The 20,148-nt window shown below is 69.5% G+C and carries 17 protein-coding genes and 1 tRNA gene; 1 reads left to right on the forward strand and 17 read right to left on the reverse strand.

What is annotated here, in order from left to right:
• Positions 1–52 precede the first annotated feature (52 nt).
• The 13 genes from fusA to EPO13_03725 form a co-directional block, all read right to left on the reverse strand.
• Entirely contained in the window at positions 53–2,152 is a 2,100-nt protein-coding gene (gene fusA, locus EPO13_03665; protein ID TAK70084.1) for an elongation factor G, read from the reverse strand.
• A gap of 48 nt (positions 2,153–2,200) precedes the next feature.
• Positions 2,201–2,671 carry a 30S ribosomal protein S7 gene (locus EPO13_03670; protein TAK70085.1) on the reverse strand — a complete coding sequence of 157 codons (471 nt, stop codon included), beginning with the start codon at positions 2,669–2,671 and terminating at the stop codon, positions 2,201–2,203.
• On the reverse strand, positions 2,671–3,045 hold the full coding sequence (locus tag EPO13_03675; protein TAK70086.1) for a 30S ribosomal protein S12: 375 nt from the start codon (positions 3,043–3,045) through the stop codon (positions 2,671–2,673). The genes EPO13_03670 and EPO13_03675 overlap by 1 nt, the downstream gene beginning before the upstream one ends.
• A gap of 271 nt (positions 3,046–3,316) precedes the next feature.
• Positions 3,317–3,922: a DUF4190 domain-containing protein gene (locus EPO13_03680; protein ID TAK70087.1), complete on the reverse strand. Its 606-nt coding sequence runs from the start codon at positions 3,920–3,922 to the stop codon at positions 3,317–3,319.
• Positions 3,923–4,080: 158 nt separating this feature from the next.
• Positions 4,081–7,971, reverse strand: a complete 3,891-nt coding sequence (locus EPO13_03685; GenBank protein TAK70088.1) for a DNA-directed RNA polymerase subunit beta' — start codon at positions 7,969–7,971, stop codon at positions 4,081–4,083.
• Between the two features lie 84 nt (positions 7,972–8,055).
• Positions 8,056–11,553, reverse strand: coding sequence for a DNA-directed RNA polymerase subunit beta (rpoB, locus tag EPO13_03690; protein ID TAK70089.1), 3,498 nt, complete (start codon positions 11,551–11,553; stop codon positions 8,056–8,058).
• A gap of 573 nt (positions 11,554–12,126) precedes the next feature.
• Positions 12,127–12,522 (reverse strand): 50S ribosomal protein L7/L12, encoded by a 396-nt coding sequence (locus EPO13_03695; GenBank protein ID TAK70090.1) that lies wholly within the window; start codon positions 12,520–12,522, stop codon positions 12,127–12,129.
• Positions 12,523–12,576: 54 nt separating this feature from the next.
• Positions 12,577–13,296: a 50S ribosomal protein L10 gene (locus EPO13_03700; protein TAK70091.1), complete on the reverse strand. Its 720-nt coding sequence runs from the start codon at positions 13,294–13,296 to the stop codon at positions 12,577–12,579.
• A gap of 248 nt (positions 13,297–13,544) precedes the next feature.
• Positions 13,545–14,261: a 50S ribosomal protein L1 gene (locus tag EPO13_03705; GenBank protein TAK70092.1), complete on the reverse strand. Its 717-nt coding sequence runs from the start codon at positions 14,259–14,261 to the stop codon at positions 13,545–13,547.
• Positions 14,262–14,383: 122 nt separating this feature from the next.
• Complete coding sequence (gene rplK, locus EPO13_03710) at positions 14,384–14,818, reverse strand: 50S ribosomal protein L11 (GenBank protein TAK70093.1); 435 nt, start codon at positions 14,816–14,818, stop codon at positions 14,384–14,386.
• 38 nt (positions 14,819–14,856) lie between these two features.
• The gene (gene nusG / locus EPO13_03715; protein ID TAK70094.1) at positions 14,857–15,690 is read right to left on the reverse strand and encodes a transcription termination/antitermination protein NusG; all 834 of its coding nucleotides are present in this window, start codon (positions 15,688–15,690) and stop codon (positions 14,857–14,859) included.
• A 20-nt stretch (positions 15,691–15,710) separates the two neighbouring features.
• Positions 15,711–15,998, reverse strand: coding sequence for a preprotein translocase subunit SecE (gene secE, locus EPO13_03720; GenBank protein ID TAK70095.1), 288 nt, complete (start codon positions 15,996–15,998; stop codon positions 15,711–15,713).
• 203 nt (positions 15,999–16,201) lie between these two features.
• Positions 16,202–16,274: transfer RNA gene (locus EPO13_03725), tRNA-Trp, on the reverse strand.
• A gap of 239 nt (positions 16,275–16,513) precedes the next feature.
• On the opposite strand from EPO13_03725, the gene EPO13_03730 reads away from it, so the two are divergent.
• Positions 16,514–17,755: a pyridoxal phosphate-dependent aminotransferase gene (locus EPO13_03730; GenBank protein ID TAK70096.1), complete on the forward strand. Its 1,242-nt coding sequence runs from the start codon at positions 16,514–16,516 to the stop codon at positions 17,753–17,755.
• 97 nt (positions 17,756–17,852) lie between these two features.
• Here the strand turns inward: EPO13_03730 and EPO13_03735 are convergent, their stop codons facing one another.
• The 4 genes from EPO13_03735 to EPO13_03750 are packed head-to-tail and all read right to left on the reverse strand — an operon-like array spanning position 17,853 to position 20,134.
• Positions 17,853–18,134, reverse strand: coding sequence for a hypothetical protein (locus tag EPO13_03735; GenBank protein TAK70097.1), 282 nt, complete (start codon positions 18,132–18,134; stop codon positions 17,853–17,855).
• Complete coding sequence (locus EPO13_03740; protein ID TAK70098.1) at positions 18,122–19,159, reverse strand: UDP-N-acetylmuramate dehydrogenase; 1,038 nt, start codon at positions 19,157–19,159, stop codon at positions 18,122–18,124. Before EPO13_03740 ends, EPO13_03735 begins: the two co-directional genes overlap by 13 nt.
• A gap of 58 nt (positions 19,160–19,217) precedes the next feature.
• Positions 19,218–19,646, reverse strand: a complete 429-nt coding sequence (locus tag EPO13_03745; GenBank protein TAK70099.1) for a dehydratase — start codon at positions 19,644–19,646, stop codon at positions 19,218–19,220.
• Positions 19,646–20,134, reverse strand: coding sequence for a MaoC family dehydratase (locus EPO13_03750; protein ID TAK70100.1), 489 nt, complete (start codon positions 20,132–20,134; stop codon positions 19,646–19,648). Before EPO13_03750 ends, EPO13_03745 begins: the two co-directional genes overlap by 1 nt.
• Positions 20,135–20,148: the final 14 nt, after the last annotated feature.

Raw genomic sequence — 20,148 nt, forward strand, 5'->3', positions numbered from 1 at the left:
TCGCCCCTCGCCTTCGCGATCGATGGGCTCGCCTCGGGGCTCGTTCGCAAGCTCACTCGCCCCTCGCCTTCGCGATGATCTCGGTCGCCACGTTCTGCGGAACCTGGGCGTACGAGTCGAACTGCATGGAGTAGCTCGCCCGTCCCTGGGTCCTGCTGCGCAGGTCGCCGACGTAGCCGAACATCTCCGACAACGGCACGAGCGCCTTGACGATCCGGGCGCCGGCGCGTTCTTCCATAGCCTGGATCTGGCCACGACGGGAGTTCAGGTCGCCGATCACGTCGCCCATGAAGTCATCCGGCGTCGTCACCTCGACGGCCATCATCGGCTCGAGCAGCACCGGACCGGCCCGGCGGGCGGCCTCCTTGAAGGCCATCGAGCCGGCGATCTTGAATGCCAGTTCGGAGGAGTCGACCTCGTGGTAGGCGCCGTCCTGCAGCGTCACCTTGACGTCGACCATCGGGTAGCCGGCCAGGACGCCGTACTCCATGGCCTCCTGGCAGCCGGCGTCGACCGACGGGATGTACTCCCGCGGGATGCGACCGCCGGTGACCTTGTTCTCGAACTCGTACCCGCCGTCGCCACCCCCGGTCGGCTCGACGTCGATGAGGACCTTCGCGTACTGGCCCGAACCACCGGTCTGCTTCTTGTGGACGTAGTCGACCTTCTCGACGCGCTTCGTCAGCGTCTCGCGGTACGCGACCTGGGGCTTGCCGACGTTGGCCTCGACCTTGAACTCGCGGCGCATCCGGTCGACCAGGATCTCCAGGTGCAGCTCGCCCATGCCGGAGATGAGCGTCTGCCCGGTCTCCTCGTCGGTGCGGACCTGGAAGGTCGGGTCCTCCTCGGACAGCCGCTGGATCGCCGTGCCGAGCTTGTCCTGGTCTCCCTTGGACTTCGGCTCGATGGCGACCTGGATGACCGGCGCCGGGAAGTTCATCGACTCCAGCACCACGGGATTGGCCGGGTCGCAGAGGGTCTCGCCGGTGGTGGTGTCCTTCAGCCCCATCACGGCCACGATCTGGCCCGCGCCCACCGCCGAGATCTCCTCACGCTTGTTCGCGTGCATCCGGTAGATCTTGCCGATGCGCTCCTTGCGGTCCTTCGTCGCGTTGAGGACCTGCGAGCCCTGGATCAGCTGGCCGGAGTAGACGCGTACGTAGATGAGCTTGCCGAGGTGCGGGTCGGTCATGATCTTGAAGGCGAGCGCGGCGAAGGGCTCGTCGTCGCTGGGGTGGCGCTCGATCACGACGTCCTCGTCGCCCTGCTTGTGGCCCTTGATCGCCTCGACGTCCAGCGGCGAGGGCAGATACGCCACGACCGCGTCGAGCATGGGCTGCACGCCCTTGTTCTTGAAGGCCGAACCGCACAGCACCGGAGTCAGCTTGCTGGCCAGCGTCGCGCGGCGGATGGCCGCCTGCAGCTCGGCGACCGACGGCTCCTCGCCTTCGAGGTACTTCTCCATCATGTCGTCGTCGGCCTCGGCGATGGTCTCCAGCAGCCGGTCACGCCACTCGCGGGCGGCCTCGGTGTGGCTCGCCGGGATCTCCTCGACGAGGTAGTCCTCGCCCTTCTTGGTCTCCCCGGGCCAGATCAGCGCCCGCATCTCGACCAGGTCCACGACGCCCTTGAAGTCGGCCTCGGCACCGATCGGGATCTGCAGCACCAGCGGTACGGCGGACAGCCGCGACACGATCATGTCGACGCAGCGGTGGAACTCGGCGCCGACCCGGTCGAGCTTGTTGACGAAACAGATGCGCGGGACGTTGTACCGGTCCGCCTGCCGCCACACCGTCTCCGACTGCGGCTCGACGCCCGCGACCCCGTCGAACACCGTGACCGCACCGTCGAGCACACGAAGCGAGCGCTCCACCTCGACGGTGAAGTCGACGTGGCCCGGGGTGTCGATGATGTTGATGTTGTGGCCGCGCCACTGGCAGGTCGTCGCCGCGGACGTGATCGTGATGCCGCGCTCCTGCTCCTGCTCCATCCAGTCCATCGTGGCGGCGCCCTCGTGGACCTCGCCGATCTTGTAGTTGATCCCGGTGTAGAAGAGGATCCGCTCGGTCGTCGTGGTCTTGCCCGCGTCGATATGGGCCATGATCCCGATGTTCCGGGTCTTGGCCAGCGCGAGGGCAGTCTCGGTCGACACCGTGTCTTCTCCGTCGTGTGGGGATGGGTAGTGCGGTCGGCGGCGCTGTTACCAGCGGTAGTGGGCGAAGGCCCGGTTGGACTCGGCCATCTTGTGGGTGTCCTCGCGCCGCTTGACGCTGGCGCCCAGCCCGTTGCTGGCGTCGAGGATCTCGTTCATCAGGCGCTCGGTCATCGTCTTCTCCCGGCGCTGCCGCGAGTAGCCGATCAGCCAGCGCAGGGCCAGCGTCGTACTGCGGCCCGCCTTCACCTCGATGGGCACCTGGTAGGTGGCGCCACCGACCCGGCGGGACTTGACCTCCAGCGCCGGCTTCACGTTGTCCAGCGCGCGCTTGAGCGTGACCACCGGATCGGTGCCCGTCTTCTCCCGGGTGCCTTCCAACGCGTTGTAGACGATGTGCTCGGCCACCGAACGCTTGCCGTCCAGCAGCACCTTGTTGATCAGCTGGGTGACCAGCGGCGACTGGTAGACCGGGTCGGTGACGATCGGCCGCTTGCCCGGCGAGCCCTTGCGCGGCATCAGCCCTTCTCCTTCTTCGCGCCGTACCGAGAGCGTGCCTGCTTGCGGTTCTTCACACCCTGGGTGTCCAGCGAGCCGCGAATGATCTTGTAGCGGACACCGGGGAGGTCCTTCACCCGGCCGCCGCGGACCAGCACGATCGAGTGCTCCTGCAGGTTGTGGCCCACACCGGGGATGTACGCGGTCACCTCGATGCCCGACGACAGCCGGACGCGGGCGACCTTGCGCAGCGCGGAGTTCGGCTTCTTCGGCGTCGTGGTGTAGACGCGCGTGCAGACGCCGCGACGCTGCGGGCTGCCCTTGAGCGCCGGCGTCTTGTTCTTCGCGACCTTGTCCTGCCGGCCCTTGCGGACCAGCTGCTGGATCGTGGGCACTGCATCTCCGTGTTCTGTGGTGATGAACCGATGTGTCCGATTCGCCCCGGATCATCCCGCCCCCGCGGTCGGGCGTGTCGGGTCGCCCTTGGCAGGGCGCCGCGACGCACACCGATCGTGGATTGGCGGCCCATCGCCCGTCCGGCCCCGCTCCGGCCTCCGTGAGGCCCAGCAGAGCGCGCGGACGCGCGCGGATGCCCGGGGCGTCCCAGGCACGGTCGAGCAGGCTACCCGGCGGTGCCGGGACAGGTCAAAACGTCCAGGTCGACGGCTACGTCGAGGCCACCGCCGCCGCGACGACCACCACGATGAAGGCCCCGATCAGCAGCCAGAGGCCGATGTTGATCCAGGACACGATCTTCGCCGCGGTCACCAGACCCTCGCCGGTCAGCCGGCCTCCGGAGGCCCCGATCGCCTCGGTGGCGCGGCCGGCGAACACCAGCGCGATGATCGCCGGGATCAGCGGAAACACCGCCCACGAGACGATCGACAGCACCAGGGCGACGATCGCGTCGCTCGACGTCTCCTGCGGCCGCGCGTAGCCGTAGCCGGCCGGCGGGTAGCCGTGCGGGCCCGGCTGGTACGGCCCCGGCCCGTAGGCCATCGGCGGGTACGGCGGGGGCATGCCGCCGTACGGCGGTGGCGGCGGTGGCGCGCTGTAGTTCGGTGCCGGCGCCGCGCCGTAGGTCGGGGCCGGCGGCTGGGTGCCGTACGCCGGTCCGGGCGGCGGCGTGCCGTACGCCGGTGGCGGGACGTACCCCGGGGGGTTGGTCCCCCACCGCGGTTTCGGCGGCAGCGAGCCGGCCTGCTCCGGCGAGGCTTCCGGTGGCGGCGGTGGGGTGGCGCTGCCGGCCTCGTCAGGGTTCTGCTCGGTCACGACCGCCTCCTCGTCCTGACATCCCGGCCGGGCGTCGGGTCTCAGAATGCCCGACGGGGCGGCTTCGTGGGGGAAGCCGCCCCGTCGGGGACGTCGTACGCCGGTGCAGTCGCGACCGCGGCCGGCGAGCGGAACCGGGGTTGCCCGGCACCGGTGAGTCAGCGTGCGTAGCCGCCGATGTCGTAGTCCTCCAGCGGCACCGCCGCACCGGACGCCGGGCCGAAGGCCGAGTAGTCCAGGTCGTCGTAGGACGTGAACGACGCGTACATGGTGGACTTCGCCTCCTCGGTGGGCTCGACGCGGATGTTGCGGTAACGCGCCAGGCCCGTCCCCGCGGGGATGAGCTTGCCGATGATCACGTTCTCCTTGAGGCCCAGCAGCGAGTCCGACCTGGCGTGGATCGCCGCGTCGGTCAGCACCCGGGTGGTCTCCTGGAACGACGCCGCCGACAGCCACGACTCGGTGGCCAGCGACGCCTTCGTGATACCCATCAGTTCCGGACGCCCGGCGGCCGGCGTACCACCGGACTCCACCACCCGCCGGTTCTCCCGCTCGAACAGCCCGCGCTCGACCAGTTCGCCGGTGAGGAACTCCGCGTCGCCGGAGTCGATGATCGTGACCCGCTTGAGCATCTGGCGGACGATCACCTCGATGTGCTTGTCGTGGATCGACACGCCCTGCGAGCGGTAGACCTCCTGCACCTGGTCGACCAGGTGCACCTGGACGTTGCGCTGGCCGAGGATCCGCAGCACCTGCTTGGGATCCACCGCGCCGACCATGAGCTGCTGGCCGACCTGGATGTGGCCACCGTCCTCGACCAGCAGCCGCGCCCGCTTGGACACCGTGTACGGGATCTCCTCGGAGCCGTCGTCGGGCACCACGACGACCTTGCGGGTCTTGTCGGTGTCCTCGATCCGGATCCGGCCGTCCACCTCGCTGATCGGGGCGACCCCCTTGGGGGTACGGGCCTCGAACAGTTCGACGACCCGGGGCAGGCCGTGGGTGATGTCCTCACCGGCGACGCCGCCGGTGTGGAACGTGCGCATCGTCAGCTGCGTGCCCGGCTCACCGATCGACTGAGCGGCGATGATCCCGATGGCCTCGCCGACATCGACGAGCTTGCCGGTCGCCAGCGAGCGGCCGTAGCACCGCGCGCAGGTACCGACCTTGCTCTCGCAGGTCAGCACCGAGCGGACCCGCACCTCGGCGACCCCGGCCGCGACCAGTTCCTCGATCCGGGTCACCGACAGCTCTTCACCGGCAGACCCGGCCAGCGCACCCTCGACCAGGACGTCACGGGACAGCACCCGGGACGCCACCGACGTGTCGACGTTGTCCAGGACGCGCAGCGTGCCGTCCGACGCGGTCTCGGCGATCGCCATCGGCAGGCCACGGTCGGTCAGGCAGTCCTCCTCGCGAATGATCACGTCCTGCGAGACGTCGACCAGCCGCCGGGTGAGGTACCCGGAGTCGGCCGTCCGCAGCGCGGTGTCGGCCAGGCCCTTGCGGGCACCGTGCGTGGAGATGAAGTACTCCAGCACCGACAGGCCCTCGCGGAAGTTGGACTTGATCGGCCGCGGGATGATCTCGCCCTTGGGGTTGGCGACCAGTCCGCGCATACCGGCGATCTGCCGGACCTGCATGAAGTTTCCGCGCGCCCCCGAGTTGACCATCATGTAGACCGGGTTGGTCTTCGGGAAGTTCTTCTGCATCGCCTGGGCCACCTCGTCGGTCGCCCGGGTCCAGATCTCGATGAGTTCCTGGCGCCGCTCCGAGTCGGTGATCAGACCCCGCTCGTACTGCTTCTGCACCTTCTCGGCCTTCTCCTCGGCCGAGCCCAGCAGCACCGCCTTCTCCGGCGGCGTCACGACGTCGGAGATCGAGATGGTGACGCCGGACCGGGTGGCCCAGTGGAAGCCGAGCGCCTTGAGCCGGTCGAGGGTCGCCGCGACCTCCACCTTCGGGTACCCCTCGGCGAGCCGGTTGACCAAGGCGCCCAGCGCCTTCTTGTCGATCTCGGCGTCGACGAACGGGTAGTCCACCGGCAGGGCCTCGTTGAACAGCGCCCGGCCGAGGGTGGTCTCGATCCGGAACGCCTGGCCGACCTCGCCGGCACCGTCGGCGCTGCCCTCCGGAGCCACGTAGCCCTCCGGCGGTACGACGCCGTGCAGCCGCAGCACGATCGGCGCCTGCAGGTCCAGCGCGTGGGCATCGAAGGCCATGAGCGCCTCGGACACCGAGGAGTACGCCGTACCGGCGCCGTCACCGGCGTCTTTGCGGATCGTCAGGTGGTAGATCCCGAGCACCATGTCCTGGGTCGGCGTGGTGATCGGACGGCCGTTGGCCGGCGACAGGATGTTGTTGCTGGACAACATGAGGATCCGCGCCTCGGCCTGGGCCTCGGCCGACAGCGGCAGGTGGACGGCCATCTGGTCACCGTCGAAGTCCGCGTTGAACGCGGTGCACACGAGCGGGTGGATCTGGATCGCCTTGCCCTCGATGAGCTGGGGCTCGAAGGCCTGGATCCCGAGCCGGTGCAGCGTCGGCGCCCGGTTCAGCATGACCGGGTGCTCGGCGATGACCTCTTCCAGGACGTCCCACACGACCGGACGCGACCGCTCCACCATGCGCTTGGCGGACTTGATGTTCTGCGCGTGGTTGAGGTCGACGAGCCGCTTCATGACGAACGGCTTGAACAGCTCGAGCGCCATCTGCTTGGGCAGGCCGCACTGGTGCAGCTGCAACTGCGGGCCGACGACGATCACCGAACGGCCGGAGTAGTCCACCCGCTTGCCCAGCAGGTTCTGCCGGAACCGGCCCTGCTTGCCCTTGAGCATGTCCGACAAGGACTTCAGCGGACGGTTGCCCGGACCGGTCACCGGCCGGCCGCGCCGGCCGTTGTCGAACAACGCGTCGACGGACTCCTGCAGCATCCGCTTCTCGTTGTTCACGATGATCTCGGGAGCCCCGAGGTCCAGCAGTCGCTTGAGCCGGTTGTTGCGGTTGATGACGCGGCGGTACAGGTCGTTGAGGTCGGAGGTGGCGAAACGACCACCGTCGAGCTGAACCATGGGCCGCAGGTCCGGCGGGATGACCGGGACGCAGTCCAGGACCATGCCCAGCGGCGAGTTGGTGGTGCTGAGGAAGGCAGTGACGACCTTGAGCCGCTTGAGCGCCCGGGTCTTGCGCTGCCCCTTGCCGGTACGCACGATCTCGTGCAGCTTCTCGGCCTCGGCGTCCAGGTCGAACGACTCCAGCCGCGCCTGAATCGCCGCGGCGCCCATGCCGCCGGTGAAGTAGCGACCGAACCGGTCGCGCATCTCGCGATAGAGGATCTCGTCGCCTTCGAGGTCCTGCACCTTGAGGTTGCGGAACCGGTCGAAGACCCGGTCCAGGCGGTCGACCTCGGCGTCGGCGCGACGGCGCAGGCTGGCCATCTCGCGCTCGGCGGACTCGCGGACCTTGCGCCGTACGTCGCTCTTGGCGCCCTCGGCCTCGAGCTCCGCCAGATCGGCCTCGAGCTTCTTCTGCCGGTTCTCCACGTCGGAGTCGCGACGGTTCACGATCTGCTGCTTCTCGACGCCGAGTTGCGCTTCGAGGCTGGGCAGGTCGCGGTGCCGTGCGTCCTCGTCGACGCTGGTGATCATGTACGCCGCGAAGTAGATGACCTTCTCGAGGTCCTTCGGCGCCAGGTCCAGCAGGTACCCCAGCCGGCTGGGAACGCCCTTGAAGTACCAGATGTGGGTGACCGGGGCGGCCAACTCGATGTGGCCCATCCGCTCACGACGGACCTTCGCCCGCGTCACCTCCACGCCGCACCGCTCGCAGATGATGCCCTTGAAGCGGACCCGCTTGTACTTGCCGCAGTAGCACTCCCAGTCGCGAGTCGGACCGAAGATCTTCTCGCAGAACAGGCCGTCCTTCTCAGGCTTGAGAGTCCGGTAGTTGATGGTCTCGGGCTTCTTCACCTCGCCGTGTGACCAGGCGCGGATGTCGTCGGCCGTGGCCAGACCGATACGCAGTTCGTCGAAGAAGTTGACGTCCAGCACGTGGGCTTCTTTCTTTGCGTCGTCTCGTCGTCTCGTCAGTGGTGGCCGCCGCGGGGACCGTCATATGACGGCCCCCGGGGGGCCTCAGACCTCTTCGACGCTGCTCGGCTCCCGCCGGGACAGGTCGATGCCGAGTTCCTCGGCTGCGCGGAACACGTCCTCGTCGGTGTCACGCATCTCGATCGACATGCCGTCGCTGGACAGCACCTCGACGTTGAGGCACAGCGACTGCATCTCCTTGATCAGCACCTTGAAGGACTCGGGGATGCCCGGCTCGGGGATGTTCTCGCCCTTGACGATGGCCTCGTAGACCTTCACCCGGCCCAGCACGTCGTCGGACTTGATGGTGAGCAACTCCTGCAGGGCGTACGACGCGCCGTACGCCTCGAGCGCCCACACCTCCATCTCACCGAACCGCTGGCCACCGAACTGCGCCTTACCACCCAGCGGCTGCTGCGTGATCATCGAGTACGGGCCGGTCGAGCGAGCGTGGATCTTGTCGTCGACCAGGTGCAGCAGTTTGAGGATGTAGATGTAGCCCACGGCGACCGACGCCGGGAACGGCTCGCCGGTGCGACCGTCGTACAGCCGCGCCTTGCCGTCCTCCCCCACCAAACGCAAGCCGTCCGACGTCGTGTTGGTCGAGCCGAGCAGCAGCGCGAGCTCCTCCTCCCGGGCACCGTCGAACACCGGGGTCGCGACCCTGGTCCCGGCCGGCGCCTCGACGCACTCGGCCGGCAGGACCGCCGCCCGTGGGTCCTTCGGGTCGGCCTTCCACCCGGTCGCGGCGACCCACCCGAGATGGGTCTCCAGGACCTGCCCGACGTTCATCCGGCCGGGCACACCCAGCGGGTTGAGGACGACGTCGACGGGGGTGCCGTCCTCGAGGAACGGCATGTCCTCGACCGGAAGGATCTTCGCGATGACGCCCTTGTTGCCGTGCCGGCCGGCGAGCTTGTCGCCTTCGGTGATCTTGCGCTTCTGGGCGACGTAGACCCGGACCAGGCGGTTGACGCCGGGCGGCAGCTCGTCGCCTTCGTCGCGGTCGAAGACCCGCACGCCGATGACCTTGCCGCTCTCGCCGTGCGGCACCTTCAGCGACGTGTCGCGCACCTCGCGGGCCTTCTCACCGAAGATCGCCCGCAGCAGCCGCTCCTCCGGGGTCAGCTCGGTCTCACCCTTCGGCGTGACCTTGCCGACGAGGATGTCGCCGTTGACGACGTCCGCGCCGATCCGGATGATGCCGCGCTCGTCGAGGTCGGCCAGGATCTCCTCGGAGACATTGGGAATGTCCCGGGTGATCTCCTCCGGCCCCAGCTTGGTGTCGCGGGCGTCGACCTCGTGTTCCTCGATGTGGATCGAGGACAGCACGTCGTCGGCGACGAGCCGCTGACTGAGGATGATCGCGTCCTCGTAGTTGTGGCCCTCCCACGGCATGAAGGCGACCAACAGGTTGCGCCCCAATGCCATCTCGCCGAGATCGGTGCAGGGGCCGTCGGCGACGACCTGTCCGGCCTCGACCCGCTGCCCCTCCTCGACGATCGGGCGCTGGTTGAACGACGTGCCCTGGTTCGACCGGCGGAACTTCTGCACCCGGTACGTGGTGTAGGTGCCGTCGTCGTTGGCGATCTGCAACTGGTCGGCCGACACCTCCGCGACCACGCCGCCCTGCTCGGCGACGATCACGTCGCCGGCGTCGACGGCGGCGCGGAACTCCATACCGGTACCCACCAGCGGAGCCTCCGAACGCAGCAGCGGCACGGCCTGGCGCTGCATGTTCGATCCCATGAGCGCGCGGTTGGCGTCGTCGTGCTCCAGGAACGGGATCATCGCCGTGGCCACCGAGACCATCTGTCGCGGCGACACGTCCATGTAGTCCACGTCGGTGGGCACGACGTAGTCGACCTCGCCGTCCTTACGGCGGACCAGCACCCGGCTCTCGGCGAAGGCGCCGTCGTCCAGCAGCGGCGCATTCGCCTGCGCCAGCACGTGCAGGTCCTCTTCGTCGGCGGTCAGGTAGTCGATCTGGTCGGTGACCCGGCCGTCGACGACCTTGCGGTACGGCGTCTCGACGAAGCCGAAGGCGTTGACCCGGCCGTACGTCGACAGCGAGCCGATCAGACCGATGTTGGGCCCCTCGGGCGTCTCGATCGGGCACATCCGGCCGTAGTGCGAGGGATGGACGTCGCGGACTTCGAAGCCCGCCCGCTCGCGCGAGAGACCACCGGGGCCCAGCGCGTTCAGCCGCCGCTTGTGCGTCAGTCCGGCCAGCGGGTTGGTCTGGTCCATGAACTGCGACAACTGGCTGGTGCCGAAGAACTCCTTGATGGAGGCGACGACCGGCCGGATGTTGATGAGCGTCTGCGGCGTGATGGCCTCGACGTCCTGCGTGGTCATCCGCTCGCGGACCACCCGCTCCATCCGGGACAGGCCGGTCCGGATCTGGTTCTGGATGAGCTCGCCCACGGTACGCAACCGGCGGTTGCCGAAGTGGTCGATGTCGTCGACCTCGCAGACGACCTCGCCCCGGGGACCGGTGAAGGTGCGGTCGCCGTTGTGCAACCGGACGATGTATTCGATCGTCGCGACGATGTCCTCGACGGTGAGGACGGTCTGCGTCAGGTCGAGGTCCAGCCCCAGCTTCTTGTTGATCTTGTAGCGGCCGACCTTCGCCGTGTCGTACCGCTTGGGGTTGAAGTAGTAGTTGTCCAGCAGCGTCCGCGCCGCCTCGACAGTCGGCGGCTCGCCCGGGCGCAGCTTGCGGTAGATGTCCAGCAGCGCGTCGTCCTGCGAGGCGATGTGGTCCTTCTCCAGCGTCTGCACCATCGACTCGTACTGACCGAACCGCTCGCTGATCTGCTCCGAGGTCCAGCCGAGCGCCTTCAGCAGCACCGTCACGGGCTGCTTGCGCTTCCGGTCGACGCGGACGCCGACCATGTCCTTCTTGTCGACCTCGAACTCCAGCCAGGCACCCCGGCTCGGGATGATCTTCGAGGTGTAGACGTCCTTGTCCGACGTCTTGTCCGTCGTCCGCTCGAAGTAGACGCCGGGAGAACGCACCAGCTGCGAGACCACGACCCGCTCGGTGCCGTTGATCACGAACGTGCCCTTGTTCGTCATCAACGGGAAGTCGCCCATGAAGACCGTCTGGGACTTGATCTCCCCGGTCTCGTTGTTCATGAACTCCGCGGTCACGAACAGCGGCGCGGCGTAGGTGAAGTCCTTCTCCCGGCACTGGTCGACGGTGTACTTGGCCGGCTCGAAACGGTGGTCGCGGAACGACAGCGACATGGTGCCGGAGAAGTCCTCGATCGGACTGATCTCCTCGAAGATCTCTTCGAGGCCCGAGGTGGTGGGGACGTCGCGACGGCCGGAGTCCAGGGCGTCGGCGACTCGCGCCTTCCACAGGTCGTTGCCCAACAGCCAGTCGAAGCTCGCGGTCTGCAGGGCCAGGAGGTTGGGGACCTCCAGTGGTTCACGGATCTTGGCGAAAGACACCCGGTTGAGCCCGGGCGGCTGGGGGATCGAGGTGGGCTTGCGCGAGGCGGCCAAGAGGGGTCCTTCCAACGGGCACGCGGACAGCCATCAGCGCATGCCTGTCGCACCGCAACCGGACGATCGAGCCACTGGCACGAGCGCACAGCGACAGCGGGGGGTGGATCCGGGCACGGGGAGATGGGCAGCGCAAAGCGGCAGCATACCCGGCGGGTACGCCGCTGTCGAATCCCGAAAGGTCGGCCGACGGTCCCTCGACCGTGCCGTGGCTCGCTACGTCGCTCGACAGCGGGCAGACGCGGGCACTTCGGCGCGGTCCTCGTCCGTCGGTCCGGGTCGTCGGCCACCCTGCGGCGGTACGGCGAGCCCATCCCGGGATCTGGTGCGTTCACCGATGGTGACGGCGGGCTCCGCCGGAGTCAAGCGCGACGCCCCCTCCGGATAGCCCGGATGACCGGCGACGGCCTGACGGCGACCGGCCGTGGACGCCGCGAGCGCGGCGGTAAGCAGCGCGTCGAGGCGGTCTTACGACGACGCCGGGCGACGCCGGATCGGCCCCGGCACACGAACGCCGGGGCGACGTCTTGTCGACGCCGCCCCGGCGGGACGTGCAGCGAACCGGGACGCAGCTGATCGGCTACGCCGCCGGAACGGTGGGAGCTACTTGACCGAGACCTTGGCGCCAGCGGCCTCGAGGGCAGCCTTCGCCTTGTCCGCGGCCTCCTTGGTCACCTTCTCCAGGACCGGCTTCGGCGCAGCCTCGACGAGGTCCTTGGCCTCCTTGAGGCCCAGGCTGGTGAGGGTGCGCACCTCCTTGATGACCTGGATCTTCTTGTCGCCGGCGTCGTCGAGGATGACGTCGAACTCGTCCTGCTCCTCGGCGGCAGCGCCAGCCTCGGCGCCACCGCCAGCGGCGGGACCGGCAGCGGCGACGGCCACCGGTGCGGCGGCGGTCACCCCGAAGGTGGTCTCGAACTCCTTCACGAACTCCGAGAGCTCGATCAGGGTCATCTCCTTGAAGGACTCAAGGAGTTCTGCGGTGCTCAGCTTCGCCATGGTGGCGCTTCCTTCCTGCTCTGCTCCGGCGAGGGCCGGACGCGGTGGTGGGCGTCAGCCCTCGGTGGTGCCGTCGGCCTCGGCCGCAGGCGCTGTGGCGGTGTCAGATGAATCCGCGACCGGCTCGCCGGTCGTCGCGTCGGTACCGGTGGCCGCCGCATCGGTCGTGTCGTCGGCAGCCGGCGAATCGGCGGCCGCTGTCTCGGTGACAGCCTCGGCGGCGGCTGCCGGTACGCCGGCACCGGCGATCAACGAGGGATCGGCGGTCGCTGCACTGCGCAGTGCCTCCAGGGTGCGTGCCGCGGTCGCCAGCGGAGCGGCCAACAGTGCGGCCGCCTGCGACAGCGACGCGGTCATCGCGCCGGCCAGCTTGGCCAGCAACACCTCGCGGGACTCCAGATCGGCGAGCTTCGCCACCTCGCCGGCCGTGATGACGCGGCCGTCCATGACGCCGCCCTTGATGACCAGCAGCGGGTGCGCCTGCGAGAAGTCACGGAGGCCCTTGGCCGCCTCGACCGGATCCCCGGACACGAAGGCGATGGCGCTGGGCCCGGCCAGCAGGTCATCGATGCCCTCGACGCCCGCGTCCTTGGCGGCGATCTTGGTCAGGGTGTTCTTCACCACGGCGTACGTCGTGGTCGATCCCAGCGACCGGCGCAGCTGCTTGAGCTGGGCGACCGTGAGACCGCGGTACTCCGTCAGCACCGCAGCACTCGACCCGCGGAACGCGTCGGTGATCTCCGCGACGGCGGCGGCCTTGTCGGTCTTCGCCATGGTCCTCCTTCCAGGCTCGACCGCAGGTCGGGCGGGCCCGGACATGAAAAACGCCCCTGCGCGCGGCGCAAGGGCGAACCACGACGAACGTGGTCAGTCTCGATGCACCTGCGCGGGACGCCCTGTCCGGGCACTTCGGCCGGTCCGGCCCGCAGGCACGAACCGACGACCAGCGGTCTTCGGCGGTGGTCAGGCTACGGGCGCCGCCCTGACCGGTCAAACCGGTGGGCGGCTGACGCAGTCTTCGCTCAGTTGCCGTCCTCGTCGGACAGCAGGTTCTTCGTCCGGTTCGGGTCGACCGGGATGCCGGGACCCATGGTGGTGGTCAGCGTCGCCTTCTTCAGGTAGCGCCCCTTGGCCGCAGCCGGCTTGACGCGCAGCACCTCGTCGAGCGCCGCGGCGTAGTTCTCCGCCAACGCGGCGTCCGAGAAGGACGCCTTGCCGATGATGAAGTGCAGGTTCGCGTTGCGGTCGACCCGGAACTCGATCTTGCCGCCCTTGATCTCCTCGACGGCCTTCGCGACGTCCATGGTGACCGTGCCGGTCTTGGGGTTCGGCATGAGTCCCCGCGGACCCAGCACCTTGCCGAGCCGGCCGACCTTGCCCATGAGGTCCGGGGTCGCGACGGCCGCGTCGAAGTCGGTCCAGCCAGCGGCGACCTTTTCGATCAGGTCGTCGGAGCCCACGTGGTCGGCGCCGGCGGCGCGGGCCTCGTCAGCCTTGGCGCCGTTGGCGAACACCAGCACACGGGCCGTCTTGCCCGTGCCGTGCGGCAGGTTGACGGTGCCGCGGACCATCTGGTCGGCCTTGCGGGGGTCGACGCCAAGCCGGAGCGCGACCTCGACGGTCGGGTCGAAACGATCCGATCCGCCCTGCCGCGCGATCCGGATCGCCTCCAGCGGGGAGTAGAGCTTCGCGGGGTCGATCAGCTCGGCGATCTTCTGGTAGTTCTTGCTGCGCTTCATGTCTGCTCCCTCGCAGAGTGTGGTCGTCGCGGGCCTGCAGCAGCCCTGCCACGGTCAGTGGGCCGTTCTCATGCGGTAGTGCTCTCGTGCAGTAGTGCAGTCGTGCAGGTACGCCGTCGGCCCTAGTCGGTGACGGTCACACCCATCTGCCGCGCCGTACCTTCGATGATCTTCATCGCCGCGGCGACGTCGTTCGCGTTGAGGTCCGGCAGCTTCGTCTCGGCGATCTGCTGGACCTGCGCCCGGGAGATCGAGCCGGCCTTCACCTTGTGCGGCTCGCCCGACCCCTTCTCCAGGCCGGCTGCCTTGAGGATCAGCTTGGCCGCCGGCGGAGTCTTGAGGACGAAGGTGAACGTGCGGTCCTCGTAGACGGTGATCTCCACCGGAATCACGCTGCCGCGCTGCTGCTCGGTCGCGGCGTTGTAGGCCTTGCAGAACTCCATGATGTTGACGCCGTGCTGGCCCAGGGCCGGCCCGACGGGCGGTGCGGGGGTGGCCGCGCCGGCGCTGATCTGGAGCTTGATCAGCCCGGTGACCTTCTTCTTCTTCGGGGGCATGCGGCTGGTCCTGGTTCGGTGTGATGGATGGTGGGCGGTCAGTTCTTCTGGATCTGGCTGAACGCCAGTTCCACGGGCGTTTCTCGGCCGAAGATCTCGACCAGGCCGGTCACCTTCTGCGCCTCGGCGTTGATCTCCGAGACCGTCGCGTGCAACGTCGCGAACGGACCGTCCACGACGGTGACCGAGTCGCCGACGGAGAAGTCGACCACCTGGACCGGGGCGGCACCCACGCCGCCCTGGGCGGGCGCACCGGCCTTCTTCTCCGGGGCGGGGGCGAGGATGTTCACGACCTCGTCGAGGGACAACGGCGACGGCTGGTGCCCGTGGCCGACGAAGCCCGTGACGCCGGGGGTGTGCCGGACGGTGCCCCACGACTCGTCGGTGAGGTCCATCCGGACCAGCACGTAGCCGGGGAACTTGTTGCGCTTGACCTGCTTGCGGACCCCGTTCTTGATCTCGGTGACCTCTTCGATCGGCACCTCGACCTGGAAGATGTAGTCCTCCTGGTCCAGCGAGCTGATCCGCGTCTCCAGGTTGGTCTTCACCTTGTTCTCGTAGCCGGCGTACGAGTGCACGACGTACCAGTCGCCGGCCGCCACCCGCATCGACTCGCGGAAGGCCTCGACCGGATCGAGCTCCTCGTCGCCGTCCGCAGCGTCCGGCTCACCCGGCACCGCATCGGACGCCGCCTCGGTACCGGCCACCTCGGTACCGGCCACCTCGGTGTCGGTGACCCCGGTGCTGACGACCTCGGTGTCGGCGACCTCGGTGAGGACGGCGGACGCGCCCGGCTCGGCCGACACAGGGTCGGTCGCCTCGGTCACGGACGTCTCGTCGGACACAGTGTCTCTTCCTCTCGGGCCGGACAGGCCGTTGCGAGCGGTACGGGTCAGTCGCCGAAGATCGCGAGCACGGCGCGGGTGAACACCAGGTCGAGCACGGCCACGATGGCCGCAGCGACGACCACGAACACGATGACGACCCAGGTGTAGGTCACCAGTTCCCGCCGGGTCGGCCAGATGACCTTGCGCAGTTCGGCGATGACCTGGCGGATGAACAGCGCGATCCGGGCGGGCAGGGCAGGGCGGTCGCCCTTGCCCCGGGAGCCGCCGGCGCCGCCCGGTCCGTCGGACCCACCCTGGCCGCGCTCGGGCGTCTCCGTGCTGAGGTCGCTCACGGGCCCTCCGGAATCGCGCCGGTCACCGGACCGGGATGGACACTGCTCCTGCTCATCGACCGCCCTGGCCGCGGGGCCGGGTCGGTCGTCATGCGTGGTCGTACTGCGTGGTCAGGTCGATTGTTCGTCAGGCGGTCGCTGTCCTTCGGTCGTGCTGGGTCAGTGGTGCCACGGGTCATCCGGCCGAGGACGACAGACCCGAGCAGGGCCGGAGGGACTCGAACCCCCAACCGCCGGTTTTGGAGACCGGTGCTCTACCAATTGAGCTACGACCCTTCGGCGGGCCGCAACCCGCACGCGGGCACGCTCGCGCAGGGGTGAGTGCACCACCAGGACGGCGAGTCTAGGGTCCCGCTCGCGGCGGGTCCAATCGGTCCGGAAGGTCCCGTCGCTCCCGGCGCCCGGTTCGCCGGTCCGCTCGGCCTGCGCCCCGTAGCCCTCGCGAGCCCGTAGCCCTCGCGAGGCCGGCGGCAACCCTGGCGAGGCCAGCTGTGGCGGCCTGGGAGGATGCGGCCATGACGAACGACACCGCAGCCGGTCGCCTTACCTTGGACCACCCTCGTATCTCCCGACGCATCGGGTCGATCGCGGAGTCCGCGACGCTCGCGGTGGACGCCCGCGCCAAGGCCCTGCAGGCGGCCGGCCGGCCGGTCATCGGCTTCGGGGCCGGCGAGCCGGACTTCCCGACCCCGGACTACGTCGTGCAGGCCGCCGTCGAAGCCTGTCGTGACCCGCGCTGGCACCGGTACACCCCCGCCGCCGGACTACCCGAGTTGCGCAGTGCGATCGCCGCGAAGACGCTGCGGGACAGCGGGTACGCCGTCGAGCCCGCGCAGGTGCTGGTCACCAACGGCGGTAAGCAGGCCCTCTACAACGCGTTCGCCACGCTGCTCGACCCGGGCGACGAGGTGCTGCTGCCGGCGCCGTACTGGACGACGTACCCCGAGTCGATCCGGCTGGCCGGCGGAATCCCGGTCGAGGTGCACACCGACGAGAGCTCCGGGTATCTGGCGACCATCGCCCAGCTGGAGGCGGAGCTGACGCCGGCGACGAAGGTCCTGGTGTTCGTCTCCCCGTCGAACCCGACCGGGGCGGTATACCCGCCCGACCAGGTCGCCGCGATCGGACGCTGGGCCGCCGACCGGGGGCTGTGGGTGGTCACCGACGAGATCTACGAACATCTGGTGTACGGCGACGCCCAGTTCTCGTCCATGCCCACGCTGGTCCCCGAGCTCGCCGACCGGACCGTCGTGGTCAACGGAGTGGCGAAGACCTACGCGATGACCGGGTGGCGGGTCGGCTGGATGATCGGCCCCGTCGACGTGGTCAAGGCCGCTACCAACCTGCAGTCGCACGCCACCTCGAACGTCTCCAACGTCGCGCAGGTCGCCGCGCTGGCGGCGGTGTCCGGTGACCTGTCGGCCGTCGCGCAGATGCGTACGGCGTTCGACCGGCGCCGCCGGCTGGCCGTGGACCTGCTCCGGCAGATCCCCGGTGTGACGTGCCCGGAGCCCGACGGCGCCTTCTACGTCTACCCCTCGGTCAAGGGGGTCCTCGGCCGGACGCTGCGCGGGGTCACTCCCCGCACGAGCGCCGAGCTGGCCGCCGTCGTGCTCGACGAGGCCGAGGTGGCCGTCGTGCCCGGCGAGGCCTTCGGCACTCCCGGGTACTTCCGGCTGTCGTACGCCCTCGGCGACGACGACCTGACCGAAGGCATCACGCGGATGGGCGCCCTGCTGGCAGAGGCGCAGGGCTGACGCGCTGCGGCCGTCGCGGGCGCTTCCCCACGACGGGGACGTCCGCCAGCCAACGGCCGCTGGAGCCTCGGCGAGCCGATGGTGACGGTCCCGTCGGTCAGCCGACAGTGACGGTGACCACGATGCCGTTGCGTACCCACAGGTTGCGGCGCCCGGTGACGAACTCCATGGTCACCGGGATGCCCGTCCCGTCCCGCCAGACGACTCGGGCGCGCACCCCCTGGCGCGCGGCCTCGGCCAGCGCGACGTCCTCCGGCAGCCCGACCACGCCGTCGACCTGCGGGACCGGCAGTCCGGGTTCACCACCGTGGGGTGCCCCGGCCGGACGGTCCGCGGACCGACCGGGATCTGCCGGCGGTACGGCGTTCACAGCGAGCACCCGACCAGGATCGGTTCGGGCTGCAGGTCCACGGCGAACGTCCGGCGGACGCCGTCTCGCAACTCCCGCGCCAGCGCGAGGACCTCGGCGGCGGTGGCGCCGCCCCGGTTGGTGATCGCGAGGCTGTGACGGGTCGAGAGCCGGGCCCGACCGGTGCCGTAACCGCGCGGGAAGCCGGCCTGCTCGATGAGCCACGCCGCGCTGGTCTTCGTCGATCCGTCCGGCTGCCGGTACCGCGGTGCCGCGGCCGGCAAGCGGGCGGCCGCGGCCGGGGCCAGCACCGGGTTGGTGAAGAACGACCCCACGCTCCAGGTGTCGTGATCGGCCGGATCGAGCACCATCGCCTTGCCGCGACGCAGCTCGAGCACGGCCTGCCTGACGTCCGGCGCGGGGGCGCGCTGGCCGACCGCTATCGCGAGGGCCGTCGCCAGTTCGGCGTACCGGACGTCATCGCCCAGCCGGTCCCGACGCAACCGGAACGTCGCTGCCAGGATCACGTAACGATCACGATGGCGCCGGAACACGCTGTCGCGGTAAGCGAATCCGCAGCCGGCGGCGTCGAGGTCCGCGATCGTGCCGGTCAGCCGATCGAGCACCCGGACCGTCGTGACGACCTGGGAGATCTCGCGACCGTAGGCACCGACGTTCTGAAACGGGGTCGCTCCGCAGCTGCCCGGGATGCCGGACAGGGTCTCCAGCCCGCTCCAGCCCTCCCCGACGGTCCACTCGACCACGTCGTCCCACGGCTCGCCGGCCGCCACGGTCACCTCGGCGTCGTCGCCGGCCTGTCGCACGGTCCGCCCCGTGGTGCGGATCCGGATGACGAGCGCGTCGACGCCGTCGTCGGCCACCACGACGTTGCTGCCACCACCCAGCAGCATCACCTGGTCGCCGGCGCGATCGGCGGCCAGCACGGTCGCCACCAGCTCGTCGGCGTCGGCGACCTCCGACATCGCCCGCGCCGGACCGCCCACCCGCAAGGTCGTCAGCTGCGCCAGCGGAATCCCGGCACCGACCGCGGTCATGGCCGCGAGCCTAGGCGCAGCCTCCGCTGTACGGCAGTCACGGCGTGGCGCCGCCGGCTCAGCCGAGGCGGACGATGGCGCGAGGACGGGCCAGCACCGTCTGCCCGCCCGATCGCACCGTGAGGTCGATGCGTACCCGCTGATCGTCGAGGATCTCGGCGACGACGCCGGTGACCTCGAGGTCGGCGCCGTCGGCGTCGTCGGGAATGACGATCGGCCGGGTGAAGCGCACCGCGTACTCCTCGACGGCGGCCGGGTCACCGATCCAGTCGGTGACCACGCGAAGCGCCCGGCCCATGGTCAGCATGCCGTGCGCCACCACCCCGGGAAGGCCGACCGCCGTCGCCACGCGCTCGTTCCAGTGGATGACGTTCAGATCGCCGGACGCGCCGGCGTACCGGACCCCGTCGAGCCGCGTCAGCCGGAAGGTCTGCGGCGGCAGGACGGTGCCGACCGCGACATCTGCCGCCGAGAGGATCGTCGCCATCAGGCGGCCTCGGTGGCGTCGCCGCCCGCCGTACCGCCGGGCTCGTCGGGGGCACGCACCACCAGCCGCGCGTACGCCGTCACGACCGGCTCGCCAGCCGACGTGGTGATCTGCGAGCGGGTGTCCAGGATGTCGTTGCCGCCGACGACGGCGATCTTCTCGATCGTCGTCGTCACGACCAGGTCGTCACCGGCCACGATGGGCCGCGTCGCGACGAACCGCTGTTCGCCGTGCACCACCCGCTCCCACGTCAGTCCCAGCCCGGGGTCCTCGGTGAGTCGCTCCAGCGAGCGCATCGTCACGACGATGCCGAACGTCGGCGGGGCGAGCAGATCCGGATACCCGAGACCGCGTGCGACATCGACATCGTGGTACGCCGGATTCGCGTCGCCGAGCGCGGTCGCGAACTCACGGACCTTCTCCCGGCCCACCTGGTACGGAGCCGACGGCGGGAAGGTGCGGCCGACGTACGCCGGGTTCAGCGGCATCGGTGCGACCCGAA

Source organism: Actinomycetota bacterium (genome assembly GCA_004297305.1).
In the GTDB taxonomy this organism is placed as follows: Bacteria; Actinomycetota; Actinomycetes; order S36-B12; family FW305-bin1; genus FW305-bin1.

Excerpts from the sequence above, each read along its gene's own strand:
- EPO13_03670 (TAK70085.1), bottom strand. The coding sequence starts at position 2,671 with ATGCCGCGCAAGGGCTCGCCGGGCAAGCGGCCGATCGTCACCGACCCG.
- EPO13_03695 (TAK70090.1), bottom strand. The coding sequence starts at position 12,522 with ATGGCGAAGCTGAGCACCGCAGAACTCCTTGAGTCCTTCAAGGAGATG.
- EPO13_03700 (TAK70091.1), bottom strand. The coding sequence starts at position 13,296 with ATGGCGAAGACCGACAAGGCCGCCGCCGTCGCGGAGATCACCGACGCG.
- EPO13_03705 (TAK70092.1), bottom strand. The coding sequence starts at position 14,261 with ATGAAGCGCAGCAAGAACTACCAGAAGATCGCCGAGCTGATCGACCCC.
- rplK (TAK70093.1), bottom strand. The coding sequence starts at position 14,818 with ATGCCCCCGAAGAAGAAGAAGGTCACCGGGCTGATCAAGCTCCAGATC.
- EPO13_03730 (TAK70096.1), top strand. The coding sequence starts at position 16,514 with ATGACGAACGACACCGCAGCCGGTCGCCTTACCTTGGACCACCCTCGT.
- EPO13_03740 (TAK70098.1), bottom strand. The coding sequence starts at position 19,159 with ATGACCGCGGTCGGTGCCGGGATTCCGCTGGCGCAGCTGACGACCTTG.
- EPO13_03745 (TAK70099.1), bottom strand. The coding sequence starts at position 19,646 with ATGGCGACGATCCTCTCGGCGGCAGATGTCGCGGTCGGCACCGTCCTG.
- EPO13_03750 (TAK70100.1), bottom strand. The coding sequence starts at position 20,134 with ATGCCGCTGAACCCGGCGTACGTCGGCCGCACCTTCCCGCCGTCGGCT.